This is a genomic window from Aquirufa nivalisilvae (genome assembly GCF_003143535.1).
Lineage (GTDB): Bacteria > Bacteroidota > Bacteroidia > Cytophagales > Spirosomataceae > Aquirufa > Aquirufa nivalisilvae.
This window is the reverse complement of record NZ_CP029346.1, coordinates 1,757,139-1,773,297: the sequence shown is the minus strand read 5'-3', so window position 1 is coordinate 1,773,297 and position 16,159 is coordinate 1,757,139. Positions and strand designations below refer to the sequence as shown.

The 16,159-nt window shown below is 36.8% G+C and carries 13 protein-coding genes; 3 read left to right on the top strand and 10 right to left on the bottom strand.

Going from position 1 to position 16,159, the window contains the following annotated elements; all coding sequences use genetic code 11:
- Nucleotides 1–55: 55 nt before the first annotated feature.
- The 3 genes from HME7025_RS07835 to HME7025_RS07825 form a co-directional block, all read right to left on the bottom strand.
- The gene (locus tag HME7025_RS07835; protein ID WP_109325054.1) at nucleotides 56–1,654 is read right to left on the bottom strand and encodes a SulP family inorganic anion transporter; all 1,599 of its coding nucleotides are present in this window, start codon (nucleotides 1,652–1,654) and stop codon (nucleotides 56–58) included.
- 146 nt (nucleotides 1,655–1,800) lie between these two features.
- Entirely contained in the window at nucleotides 1,801–2,166 is a 366-nt protein-coding gene (locus HME7025_RS07830) for a hypothetical protein (RefSeq protein ID WP_109323100.1), read from the bottom strand.
- A gap of 28 nt (nucleotides 2,167–2,194) precedes the next feature.
- Complete coding sequence (locus HME7025_RS07825) at nucleotides 2,195–5,584, bottom strand: HEAT repeat domain-containing protein (protein WP_109323099.1); 3,390 nt, start codon at nucleotides 5,582–5,584, stop codon at nucleotides 2,195–2,197.
- Nucleotides 5,585–5,768: 184 nt separating this feature from the next.
- On the opposite strand from HME7025_RS07825, the gene HME7025_RS07820 reads away from it, so the two are divergent.
- Genes HME7025_RS07820 through HME7025_RS07810 form a run of 3 tightly spaced genes read left to right on the top strand, consistent with a single transcriptional unit; the run spans nucleotide 5,769 to nucleotide 10,292 of the window.
- Nucleotides 5,769–7,958: a penicillin acylase family protein gene (locus tag HME7025_RS07820; RefSeq protein WP_109325051.1), complete on the top strand. Its 2,190-nt coding sequence runs from the start codon at nucleotides 5,769–5,771 to the stop codon at nucleotides 7,956–7,958.
- A 53-nt stretch (nucleotides 7,959–8,011) separates the two neighbouring features.
- Nucleotides 8,012–9,235: a PAS domain-containing sensor histidine kinase gene (locus HME7025_RS07815; RefSeq protein ID WP_109323098.1), complete on the top strand. Its 1,224-nt coding sequence runs from the start codon at nucleotides 8,012–8,014 to the stop codon at nucleotides 9,233–9,235.
- Nucleotides 9,225–10,292 (top strand): response regulator, encoded by a 1,068-nt coding sequence (locus HME7025_RS07810; protein ID WP_226998194.1) that lies wholly within the window; start codon nucleotides 9,225–9,227, stop codon nucleotides 10,290–10,292. Before HME7025_RS07815 ends, HME7025_RS07810 begins: the two co-directional genes overlap by 11 nt.
- On the opposite strand, the gene HME7025_RS07805 is transcribed toward HME7025_RS07810, so the two are convergent.
- From HME7025_RS07805 to ccoN, 7 genes are read right to left on the bottom strand one after another with little or no spacing between them, the layout of a single operon-like run.
- Nucleotides 10,264–10,971 carry a sulfite exporter TauE/SafE family protein gene (locus HME7025_RS07805; protein WP_109323097.1) on the bottom strand — a complete coding sequence of 236 codons (708 nt, stop codon included), beginning with the start codon at nucleotides 10,969–10,971 and terminating at the stop codon, nucleotides 10,264–10,266. The two genes, HME7025_RS07810 and HME7025_RS07805, sit on opposite strands and share 29 nt — an antisense overlap.
- Nucleotides 10,971–11,426 carry a FixH family protein gene (locus HME7025_RS07800; RefSeq protein ID WP_109323096.1) on the bottom strand — a complete coding sequence of 152 codons (456 nt, stop codon included), beginning with the start codon at nucleotides 11,424–11,426 and terminating at the stop codon, nucleotides 10,971–10,973. The genes HME7025_RS07805 and HME7025_RS07800 overlap by 1 nt, the downstream gene beginning before the upstream one ends.
- The gene (ccoG, locus tag HME7025_RS07795) at nucleotides 11,419–12,822 is read right to left on the bottom strand and encodes a cytochrome c oxidase accessory protein CcoG (RefSeq protein WP_109323095.1); all 1,404 of its coding nucleotides are present in this window, start codon (nucleotides 12,820–12,822) and stop codon (nucleotides 11,419–11,421) included. The genes HME7025_RS07800 and ccoG overlap by 8 nt, the downstream gene beginning before the upstream one ends.
- 35 nt (nucleotides 12,823–12,857) lie before the next feature.
- A complete protein-coding gene (locus HME7025_RS07790; RefSeq protein WP_109323094.1) occupies nucleotides 12,858–13,070 on the bottom strand; it encodes a YgaP family membrane protein in 213 nt (70 codons plus the stop codon).
- 19 nt (nucleotides 13,071–13,089) lie between these two features.
- Complete coding sequence (locus HME7025_RS07785) at nucleotides 13,090–13,830, bottom strand: cbb3-type cytochrome c oxidase N-terminal domain-containing protein (RefSeq protein ID WP_109323093.1); 741 nt, start codon at nucleotides 13,828–13,830, stop codon at nucleotides 13,090–13,092.
- A 37-nt stretch (nucleotides 13,831–13,867) separates the two neighbouring features.
- A complete protein-coding gene (locus HME7025_RS07780) occupies nucleotides 13,868–14,023 on the bottom strand; it encodes a CcoQ/FixQ family Cbb3-type cytochrome c oxidase assembly chaperone (RefSeq protein ID WP_109323092.1) in 156 nt (51 codons plus the stop codon).
- 4 nt (nucleotides 14,024–14,027) lie between these two features.
- Nucleotides 14,028–16,157, bottom strand: coding sequence for a cytochrome-c oxidase, cbb3-type subunit I (ccoN, locus tag HME7025_RS07775; protein ID WP_109323091.1), 2,130 nt, complete (start codon nucleotides 16,155–16,157; stop codon nucleotides 14,028–14,030).
- Nucleotides 16,158–16,159: the final 2 nt, after the last annotated feature.

Sequence of the window (16,159 nt, the reverse complement as noted above, 5' to 3'; positions counted from 1 at the left end):
TCATGGGAATGAATGAAAAATGTAGGCGGAATGAGATGTGAATCTCAAAATGAAATTAAGAAATTGCTTGTTTCTTTTTTCTAGCTGCCAATTTGTGTTCAGAAAGTAAAATATGCTCATCAAATCCGATGATGGTAAATGTACCCCCTGCCGAAATATAATCTGCCTCAAAATGATGCAAGTTTTCCATCACGGAGTGATCTACTAAATGCGTATTACTAAAGTCCATTGTTACATGCATTCCTTGTGGAATGGCATCTAATTTAGCTTTTAATCCCATATAATTTGTAAATACGGCCGCTTTAGATACTTCAACTAAATATTGATCATCATTAAATGATACCGCAACATTGGATTTAAAGAAACTGGAAATAGGTGCACCATTCAAAATATGTATTAGAATCTTGACTAACATACCAGCCGCAATACCAATTAACAAATCTTCATACAAGGTAAAGAAAATAGTTACCAAGAAAATAGCCAACTGACCTTTACCAATATTAAAAATATGGATGAATTCTTTTGGATGCGCTAGTTTGATACCTACTGAAACTAACATTGCTGCTAATGCAGCATTGGGAATAAGTTCAATGACTGGAGCTGCAAATACCACAAATACCAAAATGAAGAAACCGTGGAAAAAATTTGCCCAACGTGTTTTAGCACCATTGTTTACATTCGCAGAGCTACGTGCTACTTCTGAAATCATAGGTAAACCACCTAATATCCCTGCTAAAGTATTTCCTATACCCACCGCAATTAAATCTTTGTTTGGATTTGATTTACGCTTGAATGGATCCTGCATGTCAATGGCCTTAACGGTCAACAATGACTCTAATGAGCCAACCAAAGCAAACATGACCACATACTTGATAAATACCATTTTATTGGCAAACCCAGCAAAGTCCACATTGACATGAATGTTGTCAATCAAACTACCAATTTTTACTAAAGCAGAAGCTGGTTCAGTATGCTTGAAATCTAAAAATATCTCTGCTGGAATAGCGATACACAATACAATTAAAGCAGCAGGGATTTTGCGTAAAAAGTTGACAGGAATCTTTTGCCAAGTCATCATGATGATAAAACTTAAGATACCGACGATTGCTCCGTTACGATCTAAATTCATCACAAACTGAGGAATAGATGCAGCTAATTCAAATGGACTTTTTCCTTTGGCTAAAATTGGGTTGACATTTAATAAAACAGGAATCTGTTTGAATATAATGATTAAGCCAATAGCAGCCAACATGCCATGAACAGCTGAAAGCGGGAAGAAATCAACTAGCTTACCTAGTTTAAATACACCAAAAAGTATTTGTACAATACCCGCAACTACAATAGCACCTAAGGCATAATGCCACCCTTGCTCTCCCCCACCAAAATCGGCAACAGCGCCTACAATAATGACAATAAGTCCAGCTGCTGGACCTTTAATAGTTAATCTAGAACCGGAAAATAAACTGACAAGAATACCGCCAATGATGGCCGTTAATAATCCCATCAATGGAGGGAATTCAGAAGCTTTAGCAATCCCTAAGCTTAAAGGCAAGGCTAATAAAAATACAATAAAACCAGAAACAGCATCAGCACTGAAATTTTCTTTCAAGCCAGCTATTCCATCTTTAGGGATTTGAGACGTTACATTTTTCATTTTCATTTTTCATGTTAGCGCATTCATTTCTCCTAATACTATAAAATTGACTGACAATTTTTGAAAGAAAAATCAATGTGCGGTGGTAAAATTTGGATAGAATCCAATTAGGCGAATTAAATAAAGGAAAACCTATACGATTATTCCTAAATCCTGATATTCCTAAATAAAATGAAAAATGAAGTTGGAGAATCACTATTGATCATCGAAGATGGAATAGCAACAGCTCTTAATGCCCCAGAGTAGGGATTGTTAAATGAAAAATGGCTAGGTAAATCAAAATTAGAAAAGTCAAAATGAAGATTTTCTACTTCATCATCCTCTTCTGTGTTGTCGCGGTCTTCTTCAAATAAAAGGTTAAAAAAACTAAGCTCTTTCTGCTCTGTTTTATTAACCTTAACATTGTTACCAATTGCACTTTCTTGAGTAATACCAATAACATGCTTCATCGAGGCCGTAACCATGAAGAAGAAGATACTGATAAACAATAAGAAGCGAGAATTGAATTTCATAATAACCTATAACGGCACAAATGTAAATTTAATTTCTTAAAGATGATAAAAATTCTACGACATCCCTAATTTCTCTCTTAGACATTAGGCTTCCCATTGGTGGCATACTAGATGGAAAATTCTCTCTAGACTTGATACGAGATATTGCAATTTTCAAAGGCTCAGCTTCTGATGTTTTCAACTGAATCATACTTTCCGTTTCAGAAATAACCGTTCCACTAACTTCTTGACCATCTGTTAATTTCAAATTAATAGTGCCATAACCTGGCGCAATTCGCGCACTTGGCTCAATTAAAGCTTGTAAAATTTGCTCTCTACTTAAACGACGGCCAATACCTTTTAAAGAAGGTCCAACAATGCCTCCTTCTCCACCAGCATTGTGACAGCGAACGCATTGAACTGTTTGATTTCTGTAGAAAATGGCATTTCCAGCTTGAATACTTCCACCAAACATGGCATCTTTAAATTCATCTGTCAGCGTACCTTTTGTTTTCAAGGCATCTAATTTGGCAATTAATCTTTGAGAGTTAGTAGCCTCTACTGCTTCCACTAAATCTAAGCGAATGTCATTGGATAATTTATTCCCTATCATGCGTTGAATTAAATCAGCCAAAACATCTTCTGTTTTATCGACAGGCATTTTACCAATACTTTGTAATAATTGCTGTTGCTCAACAACGCTCCCCTTTTCTATGATAGGATTTACCACATTCGGCAATTGAGCTTTAGATAAATCCACTTTATCTAAGAAACCAAGAGAAGCTCCTCGAACACTCCTATCGGCATCGTTCATTCCTTTCTGAATAATTAAGGACAAATTGGCATCTTTCAAGGCTACTAAGGAACTTAAATGAGCTGCTCTCACTTTCGCATTCGCATGATTCAAGAAAATTTGAGTCTGCTCACTCTTGAAATCAGTCATTTTTAATTCCGATAATAATTTCGCTGTGGCAATCAGAACTTCAGGATTAGTACTTCTTAGAAAAGTAGCAATCTTAGGATAAATACGACCCACCACATCAGCTGGATTTCTTTGTAATTGGCCTCTATGACGACCATCTACACGATCTAACACAGATGGGTTAGCCCATGAACCTAAGGTAGCAATTGCCTCTGCACGAATGACATCAGATATATCATTTCTCTCACTGAATTGAATTAATGCATCGATTTCTTTGCTAGTACCAACACGTAAACAAGCGTTGATAGCTCTACGTAATAATGGTTCTCCTTTCCAAGCTTTATTGTTTAATGCGGCTGCTAAAGCAGGTAGTGCTGCAGGAATAGATTCATCGTCATTGATAGCTCTGGCTGCTTCTGTAGCAATATATTCATCGGAGTCTTGTAAAAATAAAGCGACTTTGGGACTAGATAAACGACGTAATACTAACACTGCTGCTGTTTTTAAGGCAGTATTTGATGAACTTGCCAAGGCCACCAAAGGTTCTTCTTTTCCAATTCTAGCTAATGCTAAAACTGCGGCATGGCGGATATAATGATCTTCATCGTTATTTTTTTCAATGAGCTTTAATAAACTAGGAATGGCATTTTCCGATTTGATTCGTCCTACTGCTTGACAAGCAAAGAAACTTACCCGTGGGTTTTTGGAATCAATTAATTGAATCAATCGACCTTCATGATCTTTATTAAAAATGTCCCCCAAAACTTTTGCTGCTTGAGCTACTATTTCCTCATCTTGATCTTGCAATTGTTCACCTAACAAGGCTCCCACTTTAACATCTGTGGCACCAAGCTGTCCCATTCCCCATATTCCATGAATACGAGCCAATTGATTTTCTTTTTGTTGAATAGCTTTTTGAAATATTGCTACAGAAGCATTGCCTCTTTTAGCTAACTCAAATTGGGCTTTCATGCGTACACGTAAGTCGTTGTAGAATAATAAATCATACAAAGTGTTAGCATGTTGCTTCTCATAATCCAATTGAATTAAACGCTTAGTTTCTGCTCTTTCTTTTTCTAAATCATTGTTTTTAGCATCTACATCAATTTTCCAAACTCGTCCATAGTGTTTCACATCCCAACCGTTTACCCAGTCGGCAGCATACAAAGCACCATCTGGTCCAAAGCGCATACCAGTTGGTAAAATTCCACTAACCACATCTTCTTCAGATTTAAAATCAAAAGTCGCACCCTTAGGTTTTAAATCAAATGACCAAATGTGGGAGGCATTAGGATTGCCTACAAATTCCACTAAAAAGAATTTATTAGTCCATTTTTTACCTAGGGCAGTTCCCGGATTAAATAACATTCCGGTAGGTCCATTATGGTAGTTTCTGATTGGAGGAATGATGTATGCAGCTTGTCCTTTCCAACGAGGCACGTACAATTTTTCATCCATCCATACTTTGTATAAATTATTTCCTGGGTCAGTATATTTACCGTACTGCCAGTTGGATCTCCAACCCGCATCTGAACCTTCTACAATATGTACTAAACGCTCACTTTCGCCTGGATGGTCACCATCATTGTCAGAACTAATTAAATTACCATAGTGATCAAATACGAATTCATGTGTATTACGTAATCCAGAAGCAAATACTTCAAAATTACTTCCATCAGGATTTGAACGTACAATTACTCCTGAATTAGGATATTTGTATTGCTTGCCATCTAAAGCGGTAATGTTGGCTCCAATATCTCCAATTTGCCAATAAATTTTACCATCTGGACCTTCTATGACCCCAGACATTCCATGGCCTCCAAATCCAATATGAACGCCATAACCAGTGGATATAGATACTGGTTCTGTTAATAAACCATTTTTCTTCGTGTTATTTAAACGCCATAAATCAGGTCCAACTGCTATAAAAGCATCTTTTTTACGGATCAAAATCCCTCCAGCGACGTCGGTGTACTCTTCGTGAAATCCATTAAATACTCGTGTAGCTTGATCAGCTAATCCATCTCCATTTTTGTCTTCAATTTTCCAGATTTCTTCTTTTTCTACTTTGAGGTCATTCACATCATGAATACCATCCTTGTTTAAATCGGGTAACCAATCGTTTTTGGCAGAATTTTCTGAAGCAAAAGTCTTATGTAAAAATGCTTTTCTATCAGCGACCGACTGAAAACCAATGGATTCTGTCATCCAATCACGATGTCCACGAATATCAAATTCCGAATATTTACCACGATTGGTACGAGTAATGTATACCGCTCCTTTATCATCCATATCAATTCCAACTGGATCTGGGGCTAAGGAATCAGAAGCAAATCGAGTTATCTGTAAACCAGGGGCAATTTTTATAGGTAATTTTTCTTTGGCAGTCTTAGCTTTTTCTGCCAAATTATCTTGATCCTCAAGAATGACACGGTAAGTATCTTTTTCCAAAGAATTACTACAAGAATAGGATATTGCGGAAACTAGCCCAAGCGCATAAAGAAATTTTAATTTCATGGTAAATATGGTTTTCAAAAGCAAAATTTTTCAATCAGAATTACAAACATAAAAAGACAAAGCCACATATTTTATACCCGTATCTTGAAAAAAAGGAATCTCTTAGGTGATTTGGAGTATGTTCTGGAAATTATTCAGGCTGACCATGAAAAAAATGTATTTTTGTTTGATTAACATCAACACTATGAAATTTAGAATTATCCTCCTCTCCCTCTGTTTGATTTTCTTTGGAACCAATCTGTGTCAGGCCATAGAAATCAATCCTAATCAATTAAATGCATGGAAAGCTCAATCCAAACGAGTAAAAATTATTCGAGATGAATATGGTGTTCCCCATATTTATGGAAAATCCGATGCTGATGCGGTATTTGGCTTGTTATACGCCCAATGTGAAGATGATTTTATGCGAGTTGAAATGAACTATATCGAGAAATTAGGCCGTAAAGCCGAAGTTTTTGGCCCTAGTGAATTAGCGAATGATTTATATATTCGTTTGATAATCAGTCAGGAAGAAGCGAAACAAGAATATCAAACAAGTCCTCTTTGGTTAAAGAAATTACTGCAAGCTTATGCTGATGGAATAAACTATTATTTGTACAAACATCCAGAAGTTAAACCAGCCTTATTATCTCATTTTGAACCATGGTATCCCCTATTATGGACAGACGGAAGCATTGGAGCCATTTCCACAGGCAGTGTCAATCAAGCGGAGGTTGCCAAGTTTTATGGCTTATCAGGAAATAAATTAAGTTACATAAAAAAGAATCCTTTGGATCCAGAGGCAGATCTAACAGGTTCAAATGGTTTTGCCGTAGGTCCTGCTAAATCAAGATCGGGGAATTCTCTTTTCTATATTAATCCTCATGTTACCTTTTATTTTCGACCAGAAGTGCACGTAAATAGCGAACAGGGATTACATGTATACGGAGCTGTAACCTGGGGTCAATTTTTCGTATATCAAGGATTTAATCAATTTGGAGGTTGGATGCATACTTCGAGTCAGGTGGATGTCGCCGATAATTATGCAGAAACTACCCGTGAAGGAAAGCAAGGCAGAGAATATCTTTTAGATGGGAAATGGCTTCCAATTAAAGAGCAACGCATTGTTTTACAAGCCAAAGGGCAGCCTGCACTATCCATTCCAGTTTATTTTAATCATCGAGGACCAATTATGGCCGAAAGAAATGGAAAATGGATTTCAGTAAAGTCATATAATCGATCCATTAAAAGTTTAATCCAAAGTTGGGCTAGAACTAAAACCAGAAGTTTTGAAGAATTTCAATCGGTGATGAACATGCGGGCTAATACGTCCAACAACACAGTTTATGCTGGTAAAAACGGTCGAATAGCTTATTGGCATGGTAATTTTGTACCTAAAAGACAACCTGAAATCGATTGGTCCTTGGTTCAAGATGGAACAAAATCGTCTCTGGATTGGAAGGGTTTACATCCATTGAAGGAAATTGTGCAGTCCATAGACCCTGCAAGTGGCTGGATTCAAAATTGCAATTCTACTCCTTTTACGGTTTCAGGGTTTTCTAGCCCACAAAAATCGAAATATCCAGTGTATATGGCTCCAGATGCAGAAAACTTCCGAGACAGAAATGCTTTTCGATTATTTTCTACTTCCGCAAAACTTAATTTAGATGAGTTGATTCATCTTGGTTATAATCGCAAGTTAACCGCCTTTGAATTACTGATTCCAGCTTTAGTCAAGGCTGGAGAATCAAGAAATATGACTAATAGCTCTGCTTTTTTCAAGTGGGCAATTGATACGCTGAAACGTTGGGATTACCATGCTAGGTTAAATTCAGTAGCTCAAACCTTAGCCATTCAATGGGGCCAAAAAATGCTTTTGAAAATACCAAGAAAACAGATGTTTGGTGGAGAAATCGACTTGATACAAAGCATAGAAGCCTACATTGCATCAGGTAAGGGTGAAGAAATGTGTCAAGTCTTAGAAATCGATTTGCAAGATTTAAATAAAAATTGGGGAACCTGGCAAGTAGCGTGGGGAGAGTTAAATCGCTTACAACGTATTGGAAATCAAGTTGAATTGGCTTTTGATGATGCACAGGCTAGCTACCCTGTTCCTTTCGCTTCTTCTACCTGGGGTATGTTACCATCATATAATAGCAAGGCTTTTTCTAATACCAAGAAATGGTATGGGGTGAATGGGAATAGTTTTATTTGTGCTGTAGAATTTGGGCCAAAAATTAAAGCTAAATCTTTATTAGCAGGTGGACAAAGTGGAGATGTTCATTCACCTCATTTTTTTGATCAAGGGCAACAGTATGCCGAAGGAAAATTCAAGGATGTCCATTTTTATATTGAAGATGTGTTGAAGCATCAGAAATCAGCATATCATCCTTAAATTAATTGTAAAAGAAGTCAAATGTTGTAATTTAGTTGGATTAATTTGCGGATATGTCTCAGTCTATTGTTTCCAGATTTCAATATGAAGCTATCTTCAATGAGGCAGCGATTGGTATTCTGGTGACGGATTCTTCGAGTAATGTCATCATGACAAACAATTTTGCGGATCGTCTATTTGGTTACGCCCCCAATGAATTAAAGGGTAAGAATATTGATATACTGATTCCCAATCACTTGCGATCTCGGCATCATGGACATCAAGCAAAATATGCCGAACATCCACAAGATCGGCCTATGGGCGTTGGTTTGGATTTGAAGGCTAAAAGAAAAGATGAATCTCTCTTTCCTGTTGAAATTAGTTTAAGCCATTTTAAAGAAGATGGTCAAATGTTTTACATCGCTTTTATTAGTGATGTGACCTTGAAACGCAAGGTAGAAATGGAGCTGATTTTGAAGAATCAGGAGATCAATCAATTGAATGAAACCTTAGAAGAGGAAGTAAAAGCAAGAACGCAAGCATTACAAAATACCTTAGAGAAATTAGAAGCTAATACCTTAGAATTAGAAAATGCCTTACAAAAGGAAAAGGAGTTAGGAGATTTAAAAACTCGTTTCGTGTCCATGGCTTCTCATGAGTTTAGGACTCCCCTTACCTCTATTTTAAGTTCTGCAACTTTGTTGGAGAAGTATCAAAAAGCAGAAGAGCAAGAAAAAAGAGAACAGCATATCCGACGTATAAAGGCTTCTGTAAATCATTTAACGATGATTTTAGAGGAATTTTTATCGGTAGGAAAACTAGAATCTGGGCATGTTGAGATTCATGCTTCGACGATTGAATTGGAACCCTTGTTTTTAGAAATTAAAGCAGATCTGATTCCGTATAAAAAAAACAATCAAAAAATTATCTTGGATTTTGATGCTCCCGAAACCTGGGTGAGTGATGAATCTGTTTTAAGAAAAATCTTATTGAATGCTCTTTCCAATGCCTTGAAATTTTCCAATGATAGCGTTGATTTAATCGTTAAAGAGGAAAATAACATCTTAAAAATCACGATCTGTGATAAAGGAATTGGAATTAGTGAGGAAGATAAAAAACATTTATTTGAAAGATTTTTCAGAGGAAGTAATGCTACCGTAATTCCTGGAACTGGTTTGGGATTACATCTAATTGACCGATATTTGGAATTGATCAATGGTCAACTGAAATTAGAATCAGAATTGAACCAAGGAACTCAACTTACCATAGAAATACCGAGATTAAACCATGATGAATAAAATATTACTTATTGAAGACAGTGATGATATCCGCGAGAACACGGCTGAATTGCTGGAATTATCAGGTTATGTGGTAGAAACTGCAGCTGATGGTATTGAAGGGGTTCGAATGGCTCAACAAAATTTACCTGACTTAGTGATTTGTGATATCATGATGCCGCACCTAGATGGTTTTGGTGTTTTACAGGTATTTTCAAATCATGAATATCTTTCAAAAGTTCCGTTTATTTTCTTAACGGCCAAAACAGATCGTTCGGATATGCGCAAAGGCATGGAGATGGGCGCTGATGATTTTTTGACTAAGCCATTTCAAGAAGTAGAACTATTACGTTCTATTGAAACTAGGTTAAAAAAGAAATCACTTCAGCGAACAGAAGGGTTTGTAGATGCGGAATTACAAACTGAAGTTTCTTTAGCTCAAAAAGCCTTAAATTTTCTTGATTTCACCCATTTTGATGGAGAGAAAAGGACACATCATGTGCAGAAAAAGCAAAGTATATATACGGAAGGCGATAGTCCATCTCGTTTGTTTTTCTTAGAAAAAGGCAAAATTAAAACATACCATACTAACCGTGAAGGAAAGTATTTTATTACCTCATTCATCAAAGAAGGTGAGTTTTTTGGCTATGTGGATATTCTTGAAAATCAAATTTATCGAGAAACAGCAGAAGCTTTAGAGGAGTCTGTGATTTTAAGTATTTCCTCCAATGAGTTCAAAGATTTACTTAAGCAAAATATTCATTTAGAGATTTATTTCAGAAAGGCCTTAACAAGCTATCTCATGAAGAATGAGAAAATCTTAGTTTCCATGGCTTATCAATCTTTACGTATTAGGGTTTCTATGGCTTTAGTTGAGTTAGCTAAGACTTATGGGAAAGATGTCAATGGGCCTGTGGTAATTCGCCTATCTCGAGAAGATTTAGCCTCTCGTGTGGGTACGGCTACCGAGACAGTCATTCGAACATTAAGTGATTTTAAAAAAGAAGGTTTATTGGAAATAAGAGGAAGTGAAATGACCCTCTTAGATGTTAATAAACTGGCAAATTTGCGCTATTAGAGCTAAATGGATGACAAATAATAGGACTGAGTGGAGAGTTCTTCAAGTAATTCGAGTGACTCATTCCTATTCCCCATGCTCCCCGAAACAAGAGCAAAAAAGCGACAGCCCAGCTCAAGTACTTCACGTATTGCATTAAATTCTTTTGCTTGTTTTCTAACCACCGAAAACCTAATATAGCCGTGGTGATGGCAGGTAATGTACTTAAGCCAAATATAAACATAGTCCAGGCGCCCAACATGGGACTCGGTTGAATTAAGGCTAAACTAAGTCCTCCAATCACTAAACCGCAGGGTAACAATCCATTTCCCATACCTAAAAAGAAATGGCCAATGATTCCCATTCCTCTCCCCGATTTTTGTAATGGTTTCCCTATCCAACGATACAGAAAATCGAATGAACTGTCTTTAAGTTTTCCACTGGATAGTAAAACCAAAACTATTCCTGCAAATAAGTAATAAAAATGCCACCATGTTGGGAATATCCAAATAGAGCCCATACTGGCTACAACTAAGCCAAGAATAGAATAAGTTAAAATTCGGCCTATTTGATAGATAATCGTACCGGTATTGGCTTGTTGGTTCTTTTGCCTTACATGAAGCATAATAGGGCCACACATAGCCACACAATGCCAGCTACCTGCTAAACCTATTAAAAAGCTGAGATACCAAGTTTGCATTAAGGAACTAAAATACGATGATCTTCAAGATAGCTTTTATCTACCACCATCCATTCAATATTAATTTTCCAGGGACCTTTCGACAAGAATTCTCCAGGAATAGTCCAGATGCTATCACTTGGATTTTTCAATGTAAACGACTTGTCTTGCGCAGCAGATGAAGGACGAAAGAAATTAACTTTGATATCATGCGAGCCATTGGGTATGTTTAATTTGACTTCTTTAGTTGTGGAATTAAACTGTAGTTCTACCTTTTTAGCTAATAAGGCCGTTTCCTTTCTTTGATCTATTTTCTTTTGAAATTTCTGTCCATCTTCATAGTAATGATCACCAACCAATTCGATGGTTTCATGCGTCATATTGACATAAAAATAGGCCATAAATGCACCAAAAAGTATAAATACACCAATGATGGCATGTCCCCAATTCAACGATTTTTTTTCTGTATTACTCATCAGGTTGTATAAATCTAGTTTTGATTGTTTCTTTTTTACCCTCTTTATTCAGGATTTGAATTTCAACTTTGTCTTTACTTTTCCATGCACCCATGGGTGCTTTGATGAAAAATTCTGACTTCACCATTTTACCAGGTTCGATACCATTTGGTGGTGTTCCAACCCATTGAATACGCATGGGGGCCTCAATTTGAAACTCTAAATTTTGCAAATCCAGCGATTTGTTCAAAATCTCAATGGAGTACAAATTACTCACTTCTTTGTTTTTTTCATCCAATTGGAAAGTCATGCCAGGAGTTCTTAATAAAGTAGTTTCCCATGGACTTCTCGTGAGTAATAAAAAGGCAATTGCTGCCACTAATAATACCAACACCCCGCTGTATGCACCAATTCTTAAATTGAATTTCAATTTTTTCTTTTCATTGATACCATTGACAGAATCATATCGGATTAAGTTTTTAGGCTTATTGATTTTTTCCATGACTTCATCACATGCATCTATGCAAGATGTACAACCAATGCACTCTAGTTGATTACTACCATTCCGTATATCAATTCCTGTTGGGCAAACTCGTACACACCAATGACAATCAATGCAATCTCCTTGATGGCTCTGATCAACGCCTTTTTGTATCTTTCCCCTAGGCTCTCCTCGTTGGTGATCATAGGAAACCAATATGGAATTATTATCGAGCAAAACCCCTTGAAGGCGACCGTAAGGACAAACCACGATACATACTAACTCCCGGAATCTAGCAAAGACAAAATAAAAGGTACCAGTAAATAATAGGATAGCAAATAAGCCAGCCAAATGTTCTAAAGGAGGTTCAGTCACCAATTTAATCCATTCCTTTTTCCCCAAGATATACATCAAAAAGGTATTCGAAATGGCGAATGACAATAGAATGAATAAGCTATGTTTACTAACTCGTTTAATTATTTTACTACTATCCCAAGGTGCGGCATCCAATCTTTTTTGAGCTTTATCATCTCCATCAATCCAATATTCTATTTTACGAAATAACATTTCCATGAAGATGGTTTGCGGACATGCCCATCCACACCATACCCGACCAAACAAAACGGTGAATAAGCTGATGAAGATTAATGAGGCAACCAAGCCAAGAGCTACTAAATGGAAATCCTGAGGAAAGAAAGGAACACCAAAAAAGATGAATTTCCGCTCGATAACATTAAATAAAAATACGGGTTCACCTTTTCTTTCTACCCAAGGCAATCCAAAAAGCAAGAGCATCAATAGGTAGGAGAAATAGGTTCTTAGGCGATATAATCGACCTATGATTCTACCGGGGTATATCCAAAGACGTTTACCATCTTTGGTTTGATTATATAGATGATTACGATAATCATCATTTTCTAAACTGATATTTGACATATAAAAAAGAAGGTCCGTTTCCGGACCTTTTTAACTTAAAATGGAGCCTTTTCTCTACAAGTACTTATACCAAAAGGTTTATACAGGGGGCAAAAACGAACAATTCCTGTTAAGGCAATAATGCCCGCAACTACATATACTACTACGGATAAATTCTCAGGAATTATCCCAGCATAGGTTAAGATGGCAAGCGCTACCGCAGCAGCAATTCGCGCAATCCGATCTGTACGTCCAACATTCTGTTTCATATAAGTTGAGATTTGATTACTATTTTTGCTCAGTACCTTGAGGTTCTTTAGCCCCTGGAGGGTTACTTCCTTGTAAAGTTAGAATGTAGGAAGAAACTTGTTGAATTTGAATAGGATTCAATGTTTTGTTCCAGGCAATCATCCCTTTTTCTGGTACACCATTCGTGATGGTATGGAATAAGTCCTTAATACTTCCACCGTGTAACCAATACACATCGGTTAAATTTGGACCTACGCCACCTTGACCTTTATCACCATGACAAGCTACACAATTTGTAGAATAAATAGTAGAACCCTCTGTTAAATCTTTTGCAGCACTTAGGGCCTTTACATTATCCTCGTTAACTGAATTGGCGAATTTCTTCATGTATTCGTCTCTGGCTTTCTCAGCAATCGCTACTTCTGTTTTGTATTCCGTCTCTTGGGTATTGCCATCTTGAGCTATGTGATAATAGAATAAATAAACGACACCAAATAAGATTGTAATATAAAACAGATACATAAACCAAGGTGGAGTTGGATTATCTAACTCCACAATTCCATCGTATTGGTGTTCCATTTCTAGATCTTTTTCCTTTTCTAAAGGCTTTAATCCAGTAAATTTCTGCCACCAACTTAAGGAAGCTTCCTCCTCCTGTTTAGTTGGATCTAAGGTTAATTTCTTTAGTGCAGAAGAAAGCTGCATCGTGACGATTAATACCAAAATGCTTGTTAAAAGTATCAAGCTGATTAACCAAATTTCTGTGAATGAATTAAACATATTGTTATGAATAAATGTTATCAAAAATCTTTAAGACCTATTCTAGAGGCATTTTTCGCATTTTGTCTAAATGTTTTTTATCCATCCAGAACAAATAAACGCCTACCAAAACAAAGAATACTAAGAATACCAATAATGAAAATATCATATAGGAATCAGCTCCTGGTATCGTGGAAATAAATTGCTTAAACATGGTCTTATTTTTTAGAAATGTCTGTACCTAATCTTTGTAAATAAGCGATCAAAGCGATAATCTCTTTATCTGAACTTACTTTGATTTTTTCTTCTGCTAAACGAGCTTGAATTTCTTTCGATTGAGCTTCTAAGTCTTTTACAGCATTTTTGATTTGAACATCATCATATGGAACGCCCAAGGTCTTCATTGCTTTCAATTTTGCTTGTGTTTGAGACGTATTTAAACTTTGCTCATACAACCAATCGTAAGCTGGCATGATGGATCCAGGTGACATAGATGAAGGTTCTCGCATGTGATGATAATGCCATGAATCGGGATATTTTCCTCCTTCACGATGCAAATCTGGTCCTGTTCTTTTTGATCCCCACAAGAAAGGGTGATCGTAAACAAACTCACCTGATTTAGAAAACTCACCATAACGCTCTGTTTCACTACGGAATGGTCTTACTAATTGCGAGTGACAGTTGACACAACCCTCGCGGATATAAATATCACGTCCTTCTAATTCTAAAGAAGTATATGGTTGTACCGCTGCAATGGTTGGTACATTGGATTTAACCATAAAAGTTGGAATTAATTCAACTAAAGAACCCACCAAAATCATGATTAAAGAACCAATCAATAATTGAATTGGTCTTCTTTCAATCCAGCTATGCCAGTGCAAGCCTTTTACTTCTTTTTCAGAAACAATAACTTCTAGTGGAGCAGCTTCAGCAGGTTCGTTAGCTAAAAGCGTACCTTGTGCCATCGTTTTGAACAAGTTGTAGGCCATTAAAATAGCACCTATTAAGTACAAGGTTCCTCCCAAAGCACGCATTTGGTGCATAGGAATGATTTGCAACGTAGTATCTAAGAAGTTACCATATTGCAATGTTCCTTCTGGAGTAAACTGCTTCCACATCATTCCTTGAGTGAAACCAGAGATATACATCGGGATAGCATAGAAGGCAATTCCTAGAGTCCCTATCCAGAAGTGAGTTTTTACTAATTTTTCAGAAAATAAAGTAGTTTGGAAAATACGTGGAACCATCCAATACAAGATTGCGAAAGTTAAGAAACCATTCCATCCTAAAGCTCCAACGTGAACGTGCGCTACAATCCAGTCAGTAAAGTGAGCAATAGCGTTCACATTTTTTAAACTTAACATAGGGCCTTCAAATGTGGCCATACCATAAGTAGTGATACCCACTACCATAAATTTCAAGATCGTATTTTCTCGTACTTGATCCCAAGCACCACGCAAGGTCAACAAACCATTAATCATACCACCCCAAGATGGTGCAATCAACATAATAGAGAATACTACCCCTAACGATTGTGCCCAATCAGGTAAGCTAGAGTAAAGTAAGTGGTGAGGACCAGCCCAGATATATATAAATATCAAAGCCCAGAAGTGTAAAATAGATAAACGATAAGAATACACTGGACGATTGGCCATTTTAGGTAGAAAATAATACATTAAACCTAGGAATGGAGTGGTTAAGAAGAATGCAACCGCATTATGTCCATACCACCACTGAATTAATGCATCTTGAACGCCAGCGTACACATAATAACTTTTGAAAAGCGAAATAGGTAACTGTACCGAGTTAGTTAAGTGTAAAACAGCTACAGTAACAAATGTGGCAATGTAAAACCAAATAGCCACATATAGGTGACGCTCTCTACGTTTGATGATTGTACCAAACATATTGATACCGAATGCTACCCATACCAATGTAATGGCAATATCAATTGGCCATTCCAATTCAGCATATTCGTGAGAAGTTGTAATACCTAATGGTAATGTAATAGCTGCAGCTACAATGATTAATTGCCAACCCCAAAAGTGGAACGACGAAAGAAAATCACTGAACATACGTGCTTTTAAAAGCCTTTGAAGGGAATAATACACACCTGCAAAGATGGCATTACCCACAAAAGCAAAAATCACGGCATTGGTATGCAGTGGACGTATACGACCAAATGTTCCGTATTGAGTGACGTTCATTGCAGGTTCGAATAACTGCGAGGCAATGATGACCCCAACAAGCATTCCAACAATACCCCAGATAATGGTTGCAATGGCGAAATTCCGAACGGTTTTATTGTCGTACGAGAATTGATCCAAAGTAGTCGTTTGTGACTTCATAA